Origin of the sequence: Haloarcula halophila (assembly GCF_029278565.1) — an archaeon.
In the GTDB taxonomy this organism is placed as follows: domain Archaea; phylum Halobacteriota; class Halobacteria; order Halobacteriales; family Haloarculaceae; genus Haloarcula; species Haloarcula halophila.
Map to the genome: position 1 here is coordinate 1,685,051 of NZ_CP119559.1, position 18,546 is coordinate 1,703,596.

Sequence of the window (18,546 nt, forward strand, 5' to 3'; positions counted from 1 at the left end):
AATTTTTGATATTCAGACCGTACTGCCGTCGTGCGATCGGGTGTACAGTGATTTTCGACGGCTACGATATCTAACGCGACCACTTGGAGGGGCATAGGTCAAGAGACCGACCCGGCCGAGAAGGCTACGCTCCAAGTGAGAGTAACGTCTCGGGATTGCACAGTTGTGCCAGCATAAATGTTTCCGGTACAAAAGTATTATTTAGGCAGACATAACTAAACACGTGCAAAAATGAAGACGGAAACTCGGTTTGCGTCGCTCAAGCGTAGTGTGGTAGTTGGACTGACAATAGCGTTGACCGTTTCAGCGGTTGGGGGTGCGTTCGTCATGTCCGCTGGCACGGTAACAGCGACAGAACCTACAGAAGGACTCTCTGAAACCGGAGAGGCCCATACGTCAGAAACGATCGAAAGTGGGAGTCTGACCGTTGGTGATGGACAGGAATCGTATGGTTTCGTATCCGGCCAAGTAGTAGACACCAGTAACGATCCTCTCTCGGATATCCTGGTTGAGGTTATCGACCCGTCGACAGGCGAGACGGTAGCGACCAAGCGGACGGACAGTACTGGGCGCTATACGATGGAAGTCACACCGGGAAGTTACTCGATCGTAGCCGGATCCGCTTCATCCGCATACGAAACCGGGACCGCCCGCTCGATTACAGTCGAATCTCAGTTGACTTCTGAGGCCGATATCGTTCTATCGTCTATTCAAGAATACGGATTTTTATCCGGGAGAGTTACAGATAGGTATAACAACAATATCACTGATGCGACGGTCAAAGTAAGAGATCCCGCCACTGGCGAGATCGTGTCACAAGTCCAGACAGACGAGCGTGGCGATTACACCGTGGAATTACCGACTGGAAGTTACGAAGTGATCGCAGAGAAGTCGGGATATATGAACAGCGGGTCTCAAGCTGTGACAATCGAGGCGGAACGAACAACCACCCAAGATTTGTTACTAGGTCAACTGCTGTTACCGGATGAGATCATCGTTATCTCGTCCGATAACACTGTCCCTGCGGATGGGTCGACAGATGCAACGTACACGGTCTTAGTTCGCGATCAAAACGGAGATCCGCTCGAGGGAACCACCGTCAGAGCTGAAACACCCAGCACGGTAGACGGCAGTACTGTCGAGTCGACCGGACCGGACGGACAGGCACAGTTCGAATTCAGGTCGTCCACCGCACAGGACGCTGGGGTCAAGTTCACGGCCGGTCAGGTTGCACCTGTCTCAACGGAGGACACGATCACATTTTCACCGGTGTCCGACGAGCCCGCAGTGGTTAGTGGAATCGTAACTAACGAGAACAACGAACGGCTTCCGAACGCAAACGTCAGAATACGACCCGAGGGATCGGGTGAGATAATCGCGAGCACGACGGCCGATAACGACGGGACGTACGAAACTGCGATCGACATCGGCTCCGGAGAGAGGGTTGTCGTGGAAGCAACATATAGCGGTGAGTCGGGCCAGACAGTACCGACAGTGGTGGAGTCTGGCCGAACGTCCACTGCAAACGTCGAAATTACCGGCGTTTCGCCTTCACAGCCCCCGATTGCTCCACCAAGTCCCGAGGTGTCGGTAGTCGCCTCTGACAACCTAGAGAGGGTCGTCCCTGGTGACCGGTTCGAAATAACGTATGAGGTCTCGAACACCGGTGGAGAAGCATCAACGGGAGCCATCGAACTCACTGTTCCGTCAGGAGTGGACCCAGTCTCGATTACCGGAGATGAGGAAACTAGAGCCGTGTTCTTCAGTGACCCAATCGAGCCTGGAGAGTCCCGCACTACGACCGTTTCGTTTGAGGCTAGTGACAACATCGCGGTCGGAGAAAAAGAGATATTCGCGAGAGCCCACCTCGGCACGCCCGAGACGGATACAGTTACTAGCACTGTCGATATTCTCGAAGACTCGTCCGATCCACCAGCGACCCCCGGAGACAATATTAATTTCACCGCAGAAGATAGTGTCAGCGTGCGTGCCGGGGGAGACGTTAGTGTAACGTATTCGTTAGATAATACTGGAGACACTGATCTCGATTCCGCTGGAATCGATTTCAACACACCAGACGGCGTCTCGATCAGCAAGTTCGAGGGAGACGGGCGCGGGGTGAAATCCAGTGAAGCAGTCTACTTCCTGAATGGAGTTCCGACAGTGGTACGCCAAGAAGTAACGGTCACATACGCAGTTTCGGACGAGATCTCATCTGAAGCGGTCCATGTCGAAGCCACTGCTACCGGGGCAGAGCAAATAGGCACACGCAACACTACCCTCGAGATCGAAGACTCAGGTAGCTTACCGACCGAGCCTGGTGAGCCGGAATTCACGGAAGTGCTGCAAGTAATTGAAGCATTCAACAGCGATTCGGAGTTCAATGGTAGAGATGTTAGCTTTATAGAGGTCCTCGAAGTGGTCGAGGCTTACAACACCAGATAGTCCCGAGCAGTTAGTTCGTGTCGAACTGTCCACTCGTCGCTTCCTTACTTTCACACACACACTGACCGTCAGCAGGATGACCAGCGGACCTTCCGTAATCATCGAGTAGAGGCCGTCCTCGGGTCGTCGAACACGAGGATGGAAAGCGTAGATCGTCTGGATACCACACGTTTCGCGACGGAAGAGGGACGTGGAATCGCCTCTGAGCACTCTTGCCAGGGATCTGCCGGACTCCGATAGTTGGCGATCCAGGCGATCAGTCGTCGGCGTCGGTCTGTGCGCGACGGCGGACCGCGCGCTGGACGAACTCCTCGGGTAGCTCGTCGATCTCGCCGGCCTGGACCGCCCAGAGGTTGGCGTACAGGCCGTCGGCGGCCAGCAGGTCGTCGTGGGTCCCACGCTCGACGATCTCCCCGTCTTCGAAGACGACGATGATGTCGGCGTCTTTGATAGTGGAGAGTCGGTGCGCGATAGCGAAGGTCGTCCGGTCGGCAGTGAGTTCGTCCAGGGAGCGCTGGATGAGCATCTCCGTCTCCGTGTCCACGTCGCTGGTGGCCTCGTCCAACACGAGGATCTCCGGGTCTTTCAGCATCGCGCGGGCGATGGCGATCCGCTGGCGCTGGCCGCCCGAGAGTTTGACCCCGCGTTCGCCGACCATCGTGTCGTAACCGTCGGGGAGGTTCCGGATGAACTGGTGGGCCTCGGCGGCCTCGGCGGCCTCCCGGATCGCCTCGTCGCTGGCGTCGAAGGTGCCGTAGGCGATGTTGTCACGCACCGTCCCGTAGAAGAGGAACGTCTCCTGGCTGACGTAGCCGATCGACTGCCGGATACTCGGGATCTGGACCTCGCGGAGGTCCTGGTCGTCGATGCGGATCGCGCCCTCGTCGACGTCGTACATCCGGAGGAGCAGTTTCATCACCGTCGACTTCCCCGCGCCGGTCGGGCCGACGAGCGCGACCGTCTCACCGCCCTCGACCGAAAAAGAGACATCCGAGAGGACGGGTTCGTCTTCCCCGTAGCCAAAGGAGACGTCGTCGTACTCGACGGCCCCCTCGGTCACCGACAGCGGCGGTGCGTCGGTCCGCTCTTCGAGTCGTCCGGGCGTCTCCATCAGGCCGAAGACCCGCTCGGCGGAGGCGTAGGCCCGCTGGTACATGTTGATGATCTGTCCGAACTGCGCCATCGGCCAGACGAACCGCTGGGTGTAGATGATGAAGGCGACGAACTCACCCGGGGACAGCGACGCCGTCAGCGGCCCCGGCGGCTGGCCGATGACCATCAGCCCGCCGACGATGAACGTGGCGACGAAGCCCAGTCCCGAGACCAGTCGCAGCCCCGGGAAGAAGGTGATCCGCGTCTCGATGGCGTCCCAGTTGGCGTCCAGGTACTCCTGTGAGCTGTCCTCGACGCGGTCGGACTCGTACTCCTCGGTGTTCGCCGTCTTGATGATCTGGATGCCGCTGAGGTTGTTCTCCAGCCGGGAGTTGAGCTTCCCGACCGAGGAGCGGACGTCGGCGTACTTCGGCTGGATGGTCTCGATGAACCGCTTGGTGAACACGGCGATGATCGGGACCGGTAGCAGGGCGACCAGCGCGAGCTGCCAGTTCATGTAGAAGAGGTAGGCGGCGATGCCGACGACCATGATGATCAGCCGCGAGGAGGAGTTGAGCCCGTCGTTGAGGAACTTCTGCAGTCGGTTGACGTCGTTCGAGAGCACCGACATCATCTCGCCGGTCTGCTTGTCGGCGAAGAAGTCCATGTTCAGCCGCTGCATCGTCTCGTAGGTGTCTGTCCGGACGGCGTGTTGGACGTGCTGGGCGAACTTATTCCACCCCCAGTTCCGTGAATAGTGGAAAACGGCACCCAGGCCGAAGGAAGCCGCGATCAACCCCGCGGTCAGCCACAGCTTGGCGGCCTCGCCGGGCGGAATCCAGGCGTCGGGGACCAGCAGGAGGCCGTAGGTGCTGTCGGTCTGCTGGATGACGGTATCGAGCGCGAGCGCGAGCAACAACGGGGGCAACAGATCGAGCATCCGGGCGGCGATCGAACTGATGAGTCCGGCGACGAACGCCAGGCGCTGCCCGCGACCGTACTCGGTGAACAGCCGCCACATCGGGCGTTCGACTCGCTCGCGGGCGTCTTCGAAGGCGTCGTCGTCCGACGCCGAGTCGATGTCCATTGGCCGAGGGAAGGGTCCGGACGCGCAAAAGACCGTCGGGCTACGCGACGCGTTCCGGCAGTTCGGCCCGGTCCCCGACGGAGACGCCGGTCCGGTTGGCCCACCCGCGGTTCACTTCGAGGACGTACTTCCCGCGGCCCTCGTACCGGTGGAGCGTCTCGTCGCCGGGTTCGGGTAGCGACGCGTGGTGGATCGTCGTGATGGTGCCGTCGGCGTCGACGAAGACGATATCGAGCGGGAACGACATGTTCCGCATGACGTAGGCGTGGGTCCCGACTTCCTCGTGGACGAACAACATCCCCTCGTCGGGCGCCAGCGAGTCGGTCTCGCTCAGGCCGACGTACCGTTTCGTCCCCGTGTCCGCGATCCGGACTTCGACGGTCGCCAGCGTCGCCCCCGCGTCGTTCTCCCTGACTGCGACAGTCGTCCCAGTAGTCGCGGTCCCCACCGGCGTCTCCGTGCGGTCGGCCGTGTCTTCGCCCTCCGTGACTGTGACCGTCCCGCGCTCGTACTCGCCGGTCCCGACGAGGTCGACCCACAGTCCCGACTGGAGGACTAGCGCTCCACCGACCAACACCCCGACAGTGGCCAGAACCACCATCCCGGCGCGTCGCTCCATACCCAGGGGTAGGCCAGCGCGGGCCTAAGCGTTCCGACCGAGAGAGAAAGCGTTATTCCTGCCGATGGAAAACTGAGGGATGCGGGTCCGTGGTCTAGTTGGTTATGACGCGGCCTTTACAAGGCCGAGGCCGGTGGTTCGAATCCGCCCGGACCCACTGTTTCTGTCGCGAGCAGTCCGCGAGTGACTGGACCGAGATGACGGGCGGATTCGAATCAGGGAACGGAGCAGCGCGGAGTGACCGTGGTTCGAATCCGCCGGGAGAGCGAGGCTCTCCCGATCCCTGCGCACCGTGTGCGCAGGACGCCCGGACCCACTTCTGACGCCGACTGCGACGAACGTAGTGAGGAGCCAGCGGTGTCTGTGTGGACACCGTAAATTGCAGAACGGGTGCTGTCGCTGTAGCAACACGTGCCGAAAACCATTTATTCCGTTCTATGATACCGAGAGTCATGATCGGCGGATCGACGTGTCCCCAGTGTGATGGCGACGTCTCGACGACAAACGGCACGGAGTACGAGTGTGACGACTGTGGGGCCAGCTACGACAGTGCGGACCTGTTCCTTCCCTGACTGGGACTACCCGCTTTCGAAATCCTTTTTTATACACTGGCCATCCGTCGAAGTGCGCGCCGCCTTAGCTCAGACTGGGAGAGCACTCGACTGAAGATCGAGCTGTCCCCGGTTCAAATCCGGGAGGCGGCATGTTTCTGTGGTCGACTACGCGAACGAGCAGCGCGAGTGAGCCGTCGGCCACGAAACTGCTCCCGAACGGATTTGAACCCGGCGAGTCGCACGCCGGGGAAGCGAACGCAGTGAGCGACCCGGAACGTCTCGACTCGGTTCACAATCCGGGAGGCGGCATTTTCCTGCGAACGAAGTGAGCAGTGAAAACGCCCCCGACCGCGACTTGAAGTAGACCAGAAAGGCGTAGCAAGCAGTTCCGGGCGTAGTTCACGATCAGGGAAGCGGCATCCGCTTACCGTACGATTCTCGTTTCGCTGAGTTGAGCGGGAAGCCGTGCTGGGCCGGTGAATCCAGCAGCGGAGAAACGACAGCCAGACAGGGCAGACTCAGGACGTGTCGGCAACGTCGACGACCTCGTAACTGAGGTTCTGGTCCCGAAGCGTGTCGGTGTGTTTCGACAGCGTATCCGTCGAAGCCAACAGCAGTATGTCCAGCCCCTTCGCGGCCGCCTCGCGAACAGCAGCGGCACTGCCGAACCGAATGTCGGGATCGAGACCGACTGTTTCGGCGGCGGCGACAGCCTCGACGCCACCCACCGCCAACAGGTCGTGGCCAGCGGCCAACTCCGCGATCCGGTCCGGGTCCACCGCCGAACTCCCGCCGTTTTGGACCGGTGGAATCGAGACGATCGTCACCGAACCAAGCTCGTAGTCGACCACTCCTTCGAAGTTCGTCACGCCGACGTCCTGGCCGGCCGCCGCGTCAGTCACCGCAACTGCGGTTGCGTCCCCGGTGTTGCCGGCCATCGCACGCAACACGCCGTCCCGCATCGTCAACGAGACGGTTTCGCCCTCTTCGATCGCCGTCGTCGCGATCGCCGTCTCGATCTCGACCTGGCCGATCACGTCCTCGGAGACGTGTTGGACGAACCCGCGTAGTTCGTCGGTCTGTGAGATCAGCCAGTCGACGCCCTCCTTCGTCACCTCGTATCGGCCACGGCCGTGCTTGTCGACGTACGACTGTTCGATCAGGTCCTGGAGGTAGTCGCTGACGGCCTGTGCGGTGATGCCGATGGCGTCCGCGATCTCCTGTTGGTTGACCGCGGGCTGTCGTTCCGCGATCTGGACGAGGATCTGGTACCGCGTCGCGTTACGCTTGCTCTGGAGGACACCGAACTCGTCGGCATCGTCCGCGTTCGTCGGCATTGTCGGCTTTCTGCACTGCGAACTAAAGTAATTTTGCCTTAGCTCGTCTGAGATTGGCGATCGGAGCGTTTCGTGGCGTATAGAACAACCCCAGTATATCTAAAACAACCAAAATTGTTTTACGCGCTACGACAGTTGTATTGGTCGATGGCACACGTCTCGCTCCCACACGACGCGAAGGCCGGGCCGACCAAACCGGAGGTCAGGGCCGTCCTGTTGCAGAAACTGGCCCTCGGGCCGACAGATCACTTCGTGGAGGTCGGCTCCTGTACCGGCGCCGTCACGATCGAGGCGGCACGGCGCGCCGATCGGGTGACAGCCCTCGAACGAAAGCCCGAACGGCTCGAAACCACCAGGCAGAACCTCGCTGCGAACGACGTCGACGGCGACGTTGACCTCCGACACGCCGAGGCGCCCGAAGGGCTCCCCGAGGACGCAGACACCCTGTTTCTCGGCGGCAGTCGGAACTACGAGGCGGTCCTCGACCACGCGGTCGAGGCCGGTATCGATCGCGTCGTCATGAACGTCTCCCGGCTGGAAGTCGCTGGGGCTGCGACCGAGGCGTTTCGCGACCGGGGACTGCTCGAAGCGGTCCTCCAGTTCCAGGTGAGTCACGGCTACGAACTCGCCGGAGCGACGAGTTTCGATTCGGAGAACCCGGTGTACATGCTTGTCGGTGGGACCGACACGGTCGCGACGGACGGCGGCGAAAAAGCGACCGGAACCGAACGCGAGGACGCCGACGGGAGCCAGCGATGACCCTCTACGGCGTCGGCCTCGGTCCCGGTGACGCCGACCTCGTGACCGTCCGCGGCCGTCGCGTCCTCGAATCGGCCGATGTCGTCTACTCGCCCGGCCGGCTCTCCCGGTCGGTCGCGACCGAACACGTCCCCGAAGACCGGATCGGCGATCTCGATTTCCCGATGACCCGCGACGAGGACGAACTCCGGCGAGCGTGGAAAGACGCCGCCGAAGAGATCGCACCCCGCGCCCGGAACGGGACAGCGGCGTTCGTCACGCTCGGGGATCCGAACGTCTACTCGACGTTCGGCCATCTGCGGCGGACCCTCTCGGCGTTCCATTCGGGCGTCGACGTGGAGGTCGTTCCCGGCGTGAGTGCCGTGACCGCGTTCACGACGGCGCTTGGTGTCGAGATCGCCGCCGGGGCGAGTATCGCGCTGCACGAAGCCGCTCGGGGTGTGTCCCCGACCGGTCCGGACCGGATGATCCTGTTCAAAGTCACCGACGTGCCGGCGACCCACGACGGCCTCGTCGAAGCGGGCTACGACGTGGTGTACGGCCGCCGGCTGTACATGGACCAGGGCGAGACCGTCGTGACCGACGACCCCGACGCCCTCAGCGACCGGGACTACTACACGCTGGCCTACGCCGAGAAACGCGGCCTCGACGCCGAGCCCGCGACCGCGACCTTCGAAGCGGCGGACCCGAATCCCGACTCCGGCAGCGGCGTCCAAACAGAGACCGACGGCGGGACGCCCGCTCGGGCAGGAGACAGCCTCGACGCCGCCACACTGGAGCGGGCCGAGGGCGAGGCGTGTGGCGACGCCGTCTCGGGGGAGTCGCGATGACTGATCCACAGGAGGCTATCGACGCCGAGACGGACGCGGCCGGCGTCGAGCGGGACCCACGGGTCGATCAGCGAACGGCCGGCGAGACCCAGCCCGGGATTCCGTTTATCGGTGCCGGCCCCGGCGACCCCGGGTTACTTACCGTTACCGGCAAGGAACTGGTCGAGGCCGCCGACCTCGTGGTCCACGCCGGCTCGCTGGTCAACAGCGAACTCCTCGATACCTACTGTGACGACGCCGAACAGGTGTCCAGTATCGGCAAGGACCTCGAAGAGCTGGTGCCGCTGATGCGCGATGCCTACGAGGGCGGACGGGATGTCGTTCGGCTTCACAGCGGCGACCCGGCGATCTACGGCGCGGCCGTCGAGCAGATGGACGCCCTGGAACACGAGGGCGTCCCCACCTACATCGTTCCCGGCGTGACCTCGGCGTTTGCCGCCAGCGCGACGCTACGGACACAGCTCACGTTGAACGGCGTCGCCAACCACGTCGCGTTCACTCGACCACAGGGCAAGACGCTGGACGCCGAAGACGACCATATCGGCGAGTTCGTCGAGATGGGCGACGTGACGACCTGCATCTATCTCGGGACCCACGCGGTCGACGAGACGATGGACCGGCTCCTCGAAGCGGGCCACGACCCCGAGACCCCCGTCGCGGTCGTCTACCACGCGTCCTGGCCCGACGAGGACGTCATCGAGGGGACGATCGAGACCATCGGCGAGCGCGTGGCGTCGGCCGGCTACCGCGCGTCCGCGATGGTCGTCATCGGCGACGCCGCACGAAAAGCAGGCTACGAGCGCTCCTACCTCTACGACGGCTGGGCGAACCGGGACGCGACCGACAGCGAGGCGGACGACTAATCCATGAGCACGGACACGAACGACGACACGACAGACGAGGAATCGGGCGGCCACTGTTCGACCCCGGATTCGGACGGCGAGGTGGCCGAGGAGATCGCGATAATTTCCTTCGAGCGGAAGCTCGACACCGCCGAAGAGATCGCGTCGGAACTCGCCGACGAGTACGAGCGGATCGACGTCGTCGAGTACCACGGCGACGTCTTCGAGGACCACTGGGGCGAGTACGACTGTTTCCTCGGCCTGATGGCCTCGGGCATCGCGATGCGCAAGACTGCACCGCTCCTGGACGACAAGTGGGACGACCCCGCTATCGTCGTCGTCGACGAACAACTCACGTGGGCGATCCCGATCACCGGCGGCCACCACGGTGCGAACCAGGTGGCACACGACCTCTCGCAACTGGGTGCGGTCCCGGCGATGACGACCGCGAGCGAGGCCGCCGGCGAACAGGGCGTCGAGAGCAAGGCGAAGGCCCTGGACACACACGTCGTCAACGGCGACTCGACGGTCGCGACCAATCTGGCCGTCCTGAACGACGAACTCGGCCCCGTCGCTCGCCTCGACGGGCCGCGTGCGGTGCTGGTCGGCGACGACGTGACGGTGCTCAAGCGCAACACCGACGACGGCGTCGTGCTCGGGACCGGCACCGTCTCCGGCGTCGAGAAGGCGCAGGTCCTCAACGCCTGGGACGCCGCGCTCGCGGATCTCGGGCTGGACACCTCGGACGTGGAGTTCGTCGCGACCGGGACCCGGAAAGAGGGCGAGGACGGCATCTACGAGGCGGCACAGGAGATCGGGGCGGGCGTGGTCCTCTTCGAGAAGGAGACGCTCGCGGAGTTCGAGGGACCCTCCCCTTCGCGGTCGAAGGAACTCATCGGCTGGCCGGGGATCGCGGAGGCGTCGGCCATCGCCGGCGGCCGCGAGCACGAACTCCTCCGGGAGAAAGAACGGTTCGACGACGCCGTGACCGTCGCGGTGGGGCAGTAGTATGGCGGGGTCCGACGTATCGGACGGAGCTGACGGGCTGGGAACGCTCTACGTGGTCGGTATCGGCCCCGGCCTGCCGCATGCGATGACCCAGCGGGCCAAGGACGTGATCGCTACCGCCGACTGCGTCATCGCCTCGACGCTGTACCAGGAGTTCCTCCGGCGGGACGGGACGCTCCCCCCGGAGGCCGCCGAAGTCGAGGCGGCCCCAGACGGCGGGGCGACGGCCGGAGACGAGGCCGGGACCGTCCTCGAACGGCCGACCGGCGATCGCCAGACGCTCGTCCGTTCGACGATGGGTCGGCAGGTCGAACTCGCCCGCGAGGCCTTCGAGCGGGTCCGGGCCGGCGAGGACGTCGCCCACGTCTCCGGCGGCGACCCGAACGTCTACGGGAAGAGCGACCTCCTGTACACGATGGCCGAGGAGGACGAGGCGTACGACGTTCCGATCGAGATCGTCCCCGGCGTGACAGCGGCACTGGGCGGCGCCGCGAACCTCGGCGCTCCGCTGTCGAACGATTTCTGTACCGTCTCGCTGTCCGACAAGTGGCGTGGCTGGGAGGAGATCGAGGAGAAACTCCGCGCAGCGGCGATCAGCGGCTTCGTCATCGTCCTCTACAACTGCTGGCGGGACTACGAGCGGGCCATCGAGGTGGTCCGCGAGGAGCGGGCCGACGACGTCCCGGTCGGCATCATCAACGACGCCGGTCGCGGCGACGCGGGCCGGAACCGCGACGACGAGACACAGACGATCACCACGCTGGGTGCGGCGACCGACCACGACGAGGAGGTCGGCGGGATGGGCACCTCCATCCTGATCGGCACCCACGAGACGACGGTCTGGGAGAACGACTACGGCAACCACCTCGTCACCCCGCGCGGCGGGCGTGACGTCGACGATTTCTGACAATGAGCACTGACGACACCACCGAACGGAGTACAGAGACCGAAACGAGTTGCACCGCGAGCGAAACGGCAGACGCGACGGACGCCGAGACGAGTTCGGCCTGTGGCGCGTCGAGTTCGTCGTCCGAGTCGAGCTGTGGGAGTTCGACGGGGTCAACGACCGACGAGACCGTCGAGTCCACTGTCGACGACTTCGAGGCCGACCCCGGCCGGCTGACGGCTGTGGGACTCGGACCGGGACAACCCGAGGGGATGACCGCCCGCGCTCGCGAGGCGCTGTTGTCGACGGACCACATCGTCGGCTACACGACCTACGTCGACCTCCTGCCGGACGAGGTCACGGAGTCGGCCGAGGAGCTGTACGACACGCCGATGTGTGGGGAGGTCTCACGCACCGAGGAGGCGATCGACCGCGCACTGGCCGGCAACGACGTGGCGATCATCGGCAGCGGTGACCCGAACGTCTACGCGCTGGCGGGTCTGGCACTGGAGATCCTCGAATCGAAGGGCGCGACCGCGAGCATGGTCGATTTCGAGGTCGTTCCCGGGGTCCCGGCCGCCCAATCCTGTGGCGCGCGGCTGGGTGCGCCACTCGTCAACGACACCGTCAGCATCTCGCTGTCGGACCACCTCACCGACATGCCGGAGATCGAGTCGCGGCTCCACGCCGCGGCCGGCGAGGGCTTTACAATCGCCATCTACAACCCCTGGAGCCGCAAGCGCCGGGAGAACTTCCAGACCTGCTGTGAGATCCTGCTGGAACATCGCGCGCCCGACACGCCGGTGGGCATCGTCCACGGCGCCGGCCGCGAGGACGAGCGTGTCGAGATCATCGAACTCGGCGAACTGGCGGAGCTGGGCGAGACGGAGCTGATCGACATGACGACGACGATCCTCGTGGGCAACGAGGAGACCTACGTCTGGGACGATCGGATGGTGACTCCGCGGGGGTACGAGTCGAAGTATGACTACTGAGTACCAGGTCCGGCTGGATCGGGCCGCCTGTGACGGGATCTTCGCCTGTCTCGTCCGGGACGACCGATTCGTAGAGGCCGAGGACGGACTGGCGGCGATCGAAGGCGGCGAGGACACGCTCGGGGACCACGACGACGGCAGTCAGCTCGTGACCTTCGACGACGACCGTCTGGAAGCGGCCCAGCAGGCCGCGAGTGCCTGCCCGGTCGACGCGATCGACGTGGTGCTGGAGGGCGCCGATGAGTGACACGGACCGGCGGTCGACGACGATCGAACCCGTCGGGGACCTCCTGGCGTCGACCCCCGAGACGGCGTACTTCTGGGGCCGTGTCGCCGGTGACGGTGCCCTCTCCGAGAACTGTGTCACCGTCCGGACGGAAGACGAGACGGCCGCCGAGGCGCTGGCAGCCGTCGCCGGTGCCGACCGGACCGACCAGGCCCACCGGGTGGCCGCCCGGGAGTCCGCACACGACGCCTCGATCGTCCGGTTCGAGGAGGAGTTCGAGCTCCAAGTGTTCGGACCGCTGGCCGACCGGGCGAGCGCCGCCCTCGGGTTGCCGATCGACGGTCAGCCGGGCGGCTACCGGTTCGACACCTTCGCGGAGTACCGCCCGCAACTCCTCCGGGGACTGCTCGAAGCCTGTGGGACCGTCTGTTTCCGCGAGTCGTCCGGGTCGGTCGGGATCTCGTTCGTCCACGACGAGGAAGGGTTGCTCCGGACGGTTCGGGCACTCCTGGACGCCGCCGAGCCGCATGTCCCGGCCGACAGCCTCTCGGAAGCGTCCTCCGGCGGACACTGGTTCGGGCTGGCCGACGACGCGGACACGGACGCGTTCGCGCAGTGTGTGTACGCCGACAGCGACGAGTCGGGGCTGTACTCGGCCGACCGGCGGCAAAAGCTCCGCCGGAGCGTCGAACGCGCGACCGACGCCGAGGTGGGTGAGCTGTCGTGACCACCACCCAGTCCGCGCCGGCGAGTCTCGACGACGAGGCCGTCCTGCTGGTCGGCCACGGCTCCCGCCGCGAGAAATCCAACGAACAGGTCCGGACGCTGGCGGCCGACCTAGAGGAGCGGCTGGGTATCCCCGTCGACGCGGGCTTTCTCGAACTCGCGGAGCCGGCCATCGACGACGCCATCGCCGGCCTGGCCGGGGCCGTCTCGGCCGTGACGACCGTCCAGCTCTCGCTGTTTGCCGCCAGCCACGTCAAGAACGACGTGCCGTTGGCGGTCCAGCAGGCCCGCGAGACGCACGACGATCTCACCGTCCACAACGGTGCGCATCTCGGGGTCCACCCGGCGCTGGTGGACCTGCTCGACGACCGTGCGGCGGCCGTCGAGGCGGAACTGGGCGTCGACCGCGAGACCGACGACGTCGCGGTCGTCCTCTGTGCGCGCGGGTCGAGCGACCCGGACGCGAACAGCGACGCCCACAAGCTCGCCCGCCTGCTGTACGAGGGGCGTGCCTTCGACAGGGTCGAGACGGCCTTCATCGGCGTCACCGAACCGCTGCTTGACGAACGACTCCACACCGTCGCGAAAGACCGCCCGGACGCCGTGGTCGTCCTCCCGTACATGCTGGGCGACGGCGTCCTCACCGGCCGTATCCGCGATGGTGCCGCCGAGTTCGACGAGGAGTACCCCTACGTCGAGGCGGGCGCCGGCGACCCGCTCGGGACCGACGGCCGGCTGCTGGACGTGCTGGGCGACCGCTGGCAGGAGGCCCGGACCGACAGCGTCGACATGTCCTGTGACACCTGCAAGTACAAGGTCGAACTCGACGGTTACGAGGAGGACGTGGGTGGAGCCAAGGCGCTGCTGCGGGCGATGACACACCAGGAGACCCACGCGGACCGGGACGACGTCGACGACCAGCCCCACACCCACGACGCGCCGGAGTCCCACGTCGCCGTCTGTACGAACCAGACCTGCGCCACCGACGGCGCGCCGGCCGTCCTCGAACGGCTTCGACAGGCCGCCCGGGATTCGGAGGCGTGTGACGCCCGGATCACCCGATCGTCCTGTCTCGGCCGCTGTGGGGACGGCCCGATGGTCGCCGTCTACCCAGACGGCGTCTGGTACGGCGGCGTCGAGGAGAGCGACGCGGAACGGATCGTCTCGTCCCACCTCGATCGGGACCGCATCGTCTCGGACCTCGTCGATCAGACACTATGAGCTGCTACGAACTCGAAGCCCTACGACTCGGACTGTTGAACGTGCTCGGCACGGACGACCAGAGCGCACGAGAACACGCGAAAAACGAACTGGAGGGCCACCTCGACGGCCCCATCGAGGCCCTCGCGAACGCGGAGTCGCTGTCGGCCGTCGAACGCCATCTGGACGCGGCGCTGGTCGATCTCGAATCGGAGATCGCGTCGACCGATCCGGACGACCCGGAGTACGACTACCTCCGGGGCCGTCTGGTGGCGGTCCGCGACGCCGAGCGGGCCGTCCACCGACTGACCGCACAGGGCGAGAGCGTCCTCGACGGTCTCGGGGAGGCACACGACGTCCTCCACGAGACGTTCCCCGTCGAAGAGTAAGCCCGTCACCCACCTACCGCTTCTCACCGACTATCGTCGGACCTGCTCCCGAGGTGTGTCGCGTCGGCACCGAACTCCGCTTCCAGTAGCGCCGGCACGTCTCCGGGGACCACGTCGGAGTACCACCGGCCCCGCGGGTGGATCGCGACCGCGGTCCCCTCGGCGCTACAGAGACCGAGACAGCTCGTTTCGGCGACGTGGACCCGCGACCAGAAGACCCCACGCTCGCGGAGCCACGACTGGACCGCCTCGTAGACTTCGTCACCGTGTGCCGCCCCACAGGCGGCGTGTTCCCCGTCTCTCGCGTTCGTACAGACCAGCACGTGGTCCGTGAAGCCGTTCTCGTTGATCGCCGCTGTGCGCTCGCGCATCAGTCCGCGGCGGGTGGTCCGTCGGGCAGTTCCGTCCCGACATCCCCGACCGGCTGGTCGTCGGATCGACCACTGAGCCAGGCGTGGGTCCCGGCGAGGGTGAGCCAGAGCAACACCTGGCCGAAGACGATCAGCCCGGTCAGTCCCGTCGCGACCTCGGCGGGCACCGTGTTCGCGACGCCGTTTGTCGGCACGAGAGCGACCGGGACCGCGAGCAGAGAGTACGGTACCACTGCGACGACGGCGCTACGGGCTCGCGACCGTGTCGCCCGGAGTCGGTCGTACGCGACGAACGCCGACAGACTGACCAGCGCAGTTGCGGCCATCATCCCGCCGTAGAGCAGGAGCCGGGTGTCCGTCGGCAGTGACTGTTCGACACCGGGCGGCTGTGGCGGCAGGACGAGCCACGGCCCGCCGGAGACGGTGAGAAAGCCCGCGGCAGCGAGGAGGACGCTCTTCGTGGCCCCGGTGCCCGGAAGCAGCGGTTCGAGGAAGTAGTACGCGACCCCGAAGACGACGACGCCCAGGAGGACGCCCCAGAGCACGCCCGACACCACGCTCACGGAGTTCGTCATCGCCATCGAGACGGCGCTGTCGTGGTGGCTACCCCCAGCGTGGCCCTCGGTTTCGGCTGCGTGCTCGTGCCCGTGTTCGCCGGCCTGGTCACCCCCGTGAGCCAGTTCGTCCGCGAAGGCGACGAGGGGGTTCGCGACCAGCGCCACGAGAAGGCCAAACACCAGTCCCGCGACGACGCCTGCTTTCACGCCTCGACGGAGATACGCGAAGAACATCCTCAGTGGCAGGTGACGCCCGCGGCGTGTCGGAAGTTGTGCAGCGAGTCGTGGACCATCGGGTCCTGGACGAAAAGCAGTGCGAACCCGAGCGCGACGACGAGTACTCCCCCGAGCGCCATCTGCATCGGCGTCAGTTCCCCGCGAGCCTGTGCGATTCGACCGTGAACGCTGTCGTTGGCAGTCGCCATTCTAAACTACAGTTGAACAAAACCAAGCTAGATTGTAAATCTACCGACCGAGCGAAAGCTCGCTTTCACGAGCGGTGCCGACGGCCGCGTCGATCCGTTCGGCCGACAGCGCCGACAGCGGGACGTGGTCGCCGTCGGTCTCCGCCGCGACGGTCTCGGTCAGGCCGGACCGGCCACCCTCGCCCGCGTCGACGACGACGACGTGTGGGCCAGTCTCGCTCAACTGTCTCGCGGCTTCGCGGGTCTCGGCGACCGGACTCCCCGCCGCGACGTTGGCGCGACCGTCGGTGACTACCACCACGACGCCGGCGTCCGGATCGGCACGGTCGAGGACGTCCGCGGCGGTCCGGAGGCCGGCGGGCAGCGGTGTCCGGTCCCCGGTCGGGATCTCCTTGAGGTGGCGAGCGGCGAGGCTGACGCTGTCGGTCGGCGGGAGCAACACGTCCGCCCCGTCGCCGGCGAAGGTGACGAACGCCACCTCGTCGCGCTGCTGGTACGCGTCTTTCAGCAGTTCGAGGACGGTCCCCTTCGCCGCCCGCATCGCGGGCCGCATCGACGCGCTGGCGTCCACGACGAACACAACCAGCGCCGAGGTGTCACCCCGACGGACGGACTGTCGGAGGTCCCGTGATTCGACCGTCGACGCGCCGCGGGCCGACGCCGCCCGGACCGAGGCCGCGGCGTCGACGTGCCGGTCCGACTCCGCCGGTCGACTCCGGACTCTGGCCCCGTCGGTGTCGGCGTGTGGCCGCGTCTCCGACCGGGACCCCCCGTTCGCCCGGCCGTCCTCGACCGCTTCGGGCGCAGAGAGGTCCGGTGCGCCCCCGGAACCGATGTCGGCCCGGGACTGTCCCGGGACCATGGGTGTCCCGTCGTCGTTGTCCTCCGTCTCGCCCTCGTCGTCCATCGTCGCTGGTTCGTCGTCGCCGGACTCGCCGTCGCCACCCTGTTCCGGGGACGGGGAGTCGCGCTCGTCGTTCTCACCGCCGTCGGACTGGTCGGACTCTGGCGGCGGCGTCTCCGACTCACCGTCGTCCCCGGGATCGGCGTCGCCGTCCGTCGCTTCCTCGCCGTCGGCCGGCTCCTCGCCGTCGTCGTCGGACTCGCTCTCACCGTCGCCGGTCGAATCGTCGAACCGGTCGTCAACGAGATCGTCCAAGTCCGGCGTCTCCTCGAACGGTCGGGAGCGGAGCCGATGGGGGAGCGCCAGTTCCGCCGCCTCTCGTACGTCCGGTTCGATGACCCTCGGGCGGTCGTCGAGCGCGGCGAGCGTCATCGCCGTCCGGGCCGTCGCGATGTCGCCCCGGTGTCCGTCGATCCCGGCGTCGCGACACAGTTCGGCGATCTCTCTGGTGAACTCGGCCGGAAGCTCGACGTCGGGGAGGCGCTCGCGGGCGCGTCGTAACTGTTCCTCGAACGCGTCGTCGTCCTCGCCGTCCTCCGCGGCGTCTCCCGAACCCCAGCCGTCCGATCGGCCGATAGCCTGGTCGACGATGCGGACCCGCTGGTCGAGGTCGTCACAGGCGGTGACCGTCGCCTGGAGCGCGAACCGGTCCCGAAGCTGTGGCCTGAGCTCTCCCTCCTCGGGGTTCATCGTCCCGACGAGAGTGAACCGGGCCGGGTGGGTGACGCTGACGCCGTCGCGCTCGACCCTGTTGACCCCGCTCGCCGCCGCATCCAGCAGTACGTCGACGAGGTGGTCGTCGAGGAGGTTCACCTCGTCGACGTAGAGAATCCCGCGGTTCGCACGGGCCAACAGTCCGGGGTCGAACTCGGCCTGGCCGTCGAGTGCGTCGGCCACCGAGAGGGTGCCGACGACCCGTTCGCGGGTCGCACCGAGCGGGAGCGTCACCAGCGGGACCGACCGCTCGGTCGTCGGCGGATCGGCCCGCTCGCGACAGTCCTCACACTGTTGGTCGGGCCTATCCGGGGGACAGCCGTACGGACAGTCCGCGACGACGGTCTGGTCGGGAAGGAGGTCGGCCAGCGCCCGCACCGCCGTGGATTTGGCCGTCCCCTTCTCGCCCTGGACGAGCAGCCCGTTCAGTTCGTCGTTCGCGCCGACAGCCACCAACGCCCGCTTGAGTTCGGCCTGTCCGACGATCTCCGCCAGCGAGAGCGACCCACCCCGGTCCTGCGAAGCTTTTTTGTCCCCAGCATAATCAACCATAGTTGTCTTAGCACAACGGAGATTTAAT

Annotated in this window: 18 protein-coding genes and 2 tRNA genes; 13 read left to right on the top strand and 7 right to left on the bottom strand. The window is 65.6% G+C overall.

Going from position 1 to position 18,546, the window contains the following annotated elements:
• Positions 1 to 231 precede the first annotated feature (231 nt).
• On the top strand, positions 232 to 2,445 hold the full coding sequence (locus P0204_RS08940) for a carboxypeptidase regulatory-like domain-containing protein (RefSeq protein ID WP_276178347.1): 2,214 nt from the start codon (positions 232 to 234) through the stop codon (positions 2,443 to 2,445).
• Between the two features lie 256 nt (positions 2,446 to 2,701).
• Here P0204_RS08940 and P0204_RS08945 read toward each other — a convergent pair whose 3' ends face one another.
• Together P0204_RS08945 and P0204_RS08950 are read right to left on the bottom strand one after the other, a co-directional pair.
• Positions 2,702 to 4,624 (bottom strand): ABC transporter ATP-binding protein, encoded by a 1,923-nt coding sequence (locus P0204_RS08945; protein ID WP_276178349.1) that lies wholly within the window; start codon positions 4,622 to 4,624, stop codon positions 2,702 to 2,704.
• A 40-nt stretch (positions 4,625 to 4,664) separates the two neighbouring features.
• Positions 4,665 to 5,243: a DUF192 domain-containing protein gene (locus P0204_RS08950; protein ID WP_276178351.1), complete on the bottom strand. Its 579-nt coding sequence runs from the start codon at positions 5,241 to 5,243 to the stop codon at positions 4,665 to 4,667.
• Positions 5,244 to 5,326: 83 nt separating this feature from the next.
• Here P0204_RS08950 and P0204_RS08955 point away from each other — a divergent pair.
• A tRNA-Val gene (locus P0204_RS08955) sits at positions 5,327 to 5,400 on the top strand.
• 473 nt (positions 5,401 to 5,873) lie between these two features.
• A tRNA-Phe gene (locus tag P0204_RS08960) sits at positions 5,874 to 5,947 on the top strand.
• Positions 5,948 to 6,315: 368 nt separating this feature from the next.
• Here the strand turns inward: P0204_RS08960 and P0204_RS08965 are convergent.
• Entirely contained in the window at positions 6,316 to 7,134 is an 819-nt protein-coding gene (locus tag P0204_RS08965; protein WP_276178353.1) for a DUF7839 domain-containing protein, read from the bottom strand.
• Positions 7,135 to 7,281: 147 nt separating this feature from the next.
• On the opposite strand from P0204_RS08965, the gene cbiT reads away from it, so the two are divergent.
• From cbiT to P0204_RS09015, 10 genes are read left to right on the top strand one after another with little or no spacing between them, the layout of a single operon-like run.
• Positions 7,282 to 7,893, top strand: a complete 612-nt coding sequence (gene cbiT / locus P0204_RS08970; RefSeq protein ID WP_276178355.1) for a precorrin-6Y C5,15-methyltransferase (decarboxylating) subunit CbiT — start codon at positions 7,282 to 7,284, stop codon at positions 7,891 to 7,893.
• Positions 7,890 to 8,723 carry a cobalt-factor II C(20)-methyltransferase gene (locus P0204_RS08975; protein WP_276178357.1) on the top strand — a complete coding sequence of 278 codons (834 nt, stop codon included), beginning with the start codon at positions 7,890 to 7,892 and terminating at the stop codon, positions 8,721 to 8,723. The genes cbiT and P0204_RS08975 overlap by 4 nt, the downstream gene beginning before the upstream one ends.
• Positions 8,720 to 9,586 carry a cobalt-precorrin-4/precorrin-4 C(11)-methyltransferase gene (locus P0204_RS08980; RefSeq protein ID WP_276178359.1) on the top strand — a complete coding sequence of 289 codons (867 nt, stop codon included), beginning with the start codon at positions 8,720 to 8,722 and terminating at the stop codon, positions 9,584 to 9,586. Before P0204_RS08975 ends, P0204_RS08980 begins: the two co-directional genes overlap by 4 nt.
• Positions 9,587 to 9,589: 3 nt before the next feature.
• A complete protein-coding gene (gene cbiG / locus P0204_RS08985) occupies positions 9,590 to 10,573 on the top strand; it encodes a cobalt-precorrin 5A hydrolase (RefSeq protein WP_276178361.1) in 984 nt (327 codons plus the stop codon).
• Between the two features lies 1 nt (position 10,574).
• On the top strand, positions 10,575 to 11,480 hold the full coding sequence (locus tag P0204_RS08990) for a precorrin-3B C(17)-methyltransferase (protein WP_276178363.1): 906 nt from the start codon (positions 10,575 to 10,577) through the stop codon (positions 11,478 to 11,480).
• A 2-nt stretch (positions 11,481 to 11,482) separates the two neighbouring features.
• Entirely contained in the window at positions 11,483 to 12,454 is a 972-nt protein-coding gene (gene cobJ, locus P0204_RS08995; protein ID WP_276178365.1) for a precorrin-3B C(17)-methyltransferase, read from the top strand.
• Positions 12,444 to 12,701: a ferredoxin gene (locus tag P0204_RS09000; protein ID WP_276178367.1), complete on the top strand. Its 258-nt coding sequence runs from the start codon at positions 12,444 to 12,446 to the stop codon at positions 12,699 to 12,701. Before cobJ ends, P0204_RS09000 begins: the two co-directional genes overlap by 11 nt.
• A complete protein-coding gene (locus P0204_RS09005; protein ID WP_276178369.1) occupies positions 12,694 to 13,407 on the top strand; it encodes a cobalamin biosynthesis protein in 714 nt (237 codons plus the stop codon). Before P0204_RS09000 ends, P0204_RS09005 begins: the two co-directional genes overlap by 8 nt.
• On the top strand, positions 13,404 to 14,627 hold the full coding sequence (locus P0204_RS09010) for a CbiX/SirB N-terminal domain-containing protein (RefSeq protein ID WP_276178371.1): 1,224 nt from the start codon (positions 13,404 to 13,406) through the stop codon (positions 14,625 to 14,627). The genes P0204_RS09005 and P0204_RS09010 overlap by 4 nt, the downstream gene beginning before the upstream one ends.
• The gene (locus P0204_RS09015) at positions 14,624 to 14,995 is read left to right on the top strand and encodes a DUF3209 family protein (protein WP_276178373.1); all 372 of its coding nucleotides are present in this window, start codon (positions 14,624 to 14,626) and stop codon (positions 14,993 to 14,995) included. Before P0204_RS09010 ends, P0204_RS09015 begins: the two co-directional genes overlap by 4 nt.
• Positions 14,996 to 15,018: 23 nt before the next feature.
• On the opposite strand, the gene P0204_RS09020 is transcribed toward P0204_RS09015, so the two are convergent.
• From P0204_RS09020 to P0204_RS09035, 4 genes are read right to left on the bottom strand one after another with little or no spacing between them, the layout of a single operon-like run.
• Complete coding sequence (locus tag P0204_RS09020) at positions 15,019 to 15,366, bottom strand: (2Fe-2S) ferredoxin domain-containing protein (protein WP_276178375.1); 348 nt, start codon at positions 15,364 to 15,366, stop codon at positions 15,019 to 15,021.
• A complete protein-coding gene (locus P0204_RS09025; RefSeq protein ID WP_379801666.1) occupies positions 15,366 to 16,157 on the bottom strand; it encodes a CbtA family protein in 792 nt (263 codons plus the stop codon). The genes P0204_RS09020 and P0204_RS09025 overlap by 1 nt, the downstream gene beginning before the upstream one ends.
• 2 nt (positions 16,158 to 16,159) lie before the next feature.
• A complete protein-coding gene (locus P0204_RS09030; RefSeq protein WP_276178379.1) occupies positions 16,160 to 16,348 on the bottom strand; it encodes a CbtB domain-containing protein in 189 nt (62 codons plus the stop codon).
• A gap of 40 nt (positions 16,349 to 16,388) precedes the next feature.
• Positions 16,389 to 18,518 carry a VWA domain-containing protein gene (locus P0204_RS09035; RefSeq protein WP_276178381.1) on the bottom strand — a complete coding sequence of 710 codons (2,130 nt, stop codon included), beginning with the start codon at positions 18,516 to 18,518 and terminating at the stop codon, positions 16,389 to 16,391.
• Positions 18,519 to 18,546 lie beyond the last annotated feature (28 nt).

Coding starts and splice junctions, on each gene's coding strand:
- P0204_RS09015 (WP_276178373.1), top strand. CDS start 14,624: ATGAGCTGCTACGAACTCGAAGCCCTACGACTCGGACTGTTGAACGTG.
- cobJ (WP_276178365.1), top strand. CDS start 11,483: ATGAGCACTGACGACACCACCGAACGGAGTACAGAGACCGAAACGAGT.
- P0204_RS08965 (WP_276178353.1), bottom strand. CDS start 7,134: ATGCCGACGAACGCGGACGATGCCGACGAGTTCGGTGTCCTCCAGAGC.
- P0204_RS09000 (WP_276178367.1), top strand. CDS start 12,444: ATGACTACTGAGTACCAGGTCCGGCTGGATCGGGCCGCCTGTGACGGG.
- cbiT (WP_276178355.1), top strand. CDS start 7,282: ATGGCACACGTCTCGCTCCCACACGACGCGAAGGCCGGGCCGACCAAA.
- P0204_RS09025 (WP_379801666.1), bottom strand. CDS start 16,157: ATGTTCTTCGCGTATCTCCGTCGAGGCGTGAAAGCAGGCGTCGTCGCG.
- P0204_RS09030 (WP_276178379.1), bottom strand. CDS start 16,348: ATGGCGACTGCCAACGACAGCGTTCACGGTCGAATCGCACAGGCTCGC.
- cbiG (WP_276178361.1), top strand. CDS start 9,590: ATGAGCACGGACACGAACGACGACACGACAGACGAGGAATCGGGCGGC.
- P0204_RS08975 (WP_276178357.1), top strand. CDS start 7,890: ATGACCCTCTACGGCGTCGGCCTCGGTCCCGGTGACGCCGACCTCGTG.
- P0204_RS09035 (WP_276178381.1), bottom strand. CDS start 18,518: ATGGTTGATTATGCTGGGGACAAAAAAGCTTCGCAGGACCGGGGTGGG.
- P0204_RS09020 (WP_276178375.1), bottom strand. CDS start 15,366: ATGCGCGAGCGCACAGCGGCGATCAACGAGAACGGCTTCACGGACCAC.
- P0204_RS08980 (WP_276178359.1), top strand. CDS start 8,720: ATGACTGATCCACAGGAGGCTATCGACGCCGAGACGGACGCGGCCGGC.
- P0204_RS09005 (WP_276178369.1), top strand. CDS start 12,694: ATGAGTGACACGGACCGGCGGTCGACGACGATCGAACCCGTCGGGGAC.
- P0204_RS08940 (WP_276178347.1), top strand. CDS start 232: ATGAAGACGGAAACTCGGTTTGCGTCGCTCAAGCGTAGTGTGGTAGTT.
- P0204_RS08990 (WP_276178363.1), top strand. CDS start 10,575: ATGGCGGGGTCCGACGTATCGGACGGAGCTGACGGGCTGGGAACGCTC.
- P0204_RS08950 (WP_276178351.1), bottom strand. CDS start 5,243: ATGGAGCGACGCGCCGGGATGGTGGTTCTGGCCACTGTCGGGGTGTTG.
- P0204_RS08945 (WP_276178349.1), bottom strand. CDS start 4,624: ATGGACATCGACTCGGCGTCGGACGACGACGCCTTCGAAGACGCCCGC.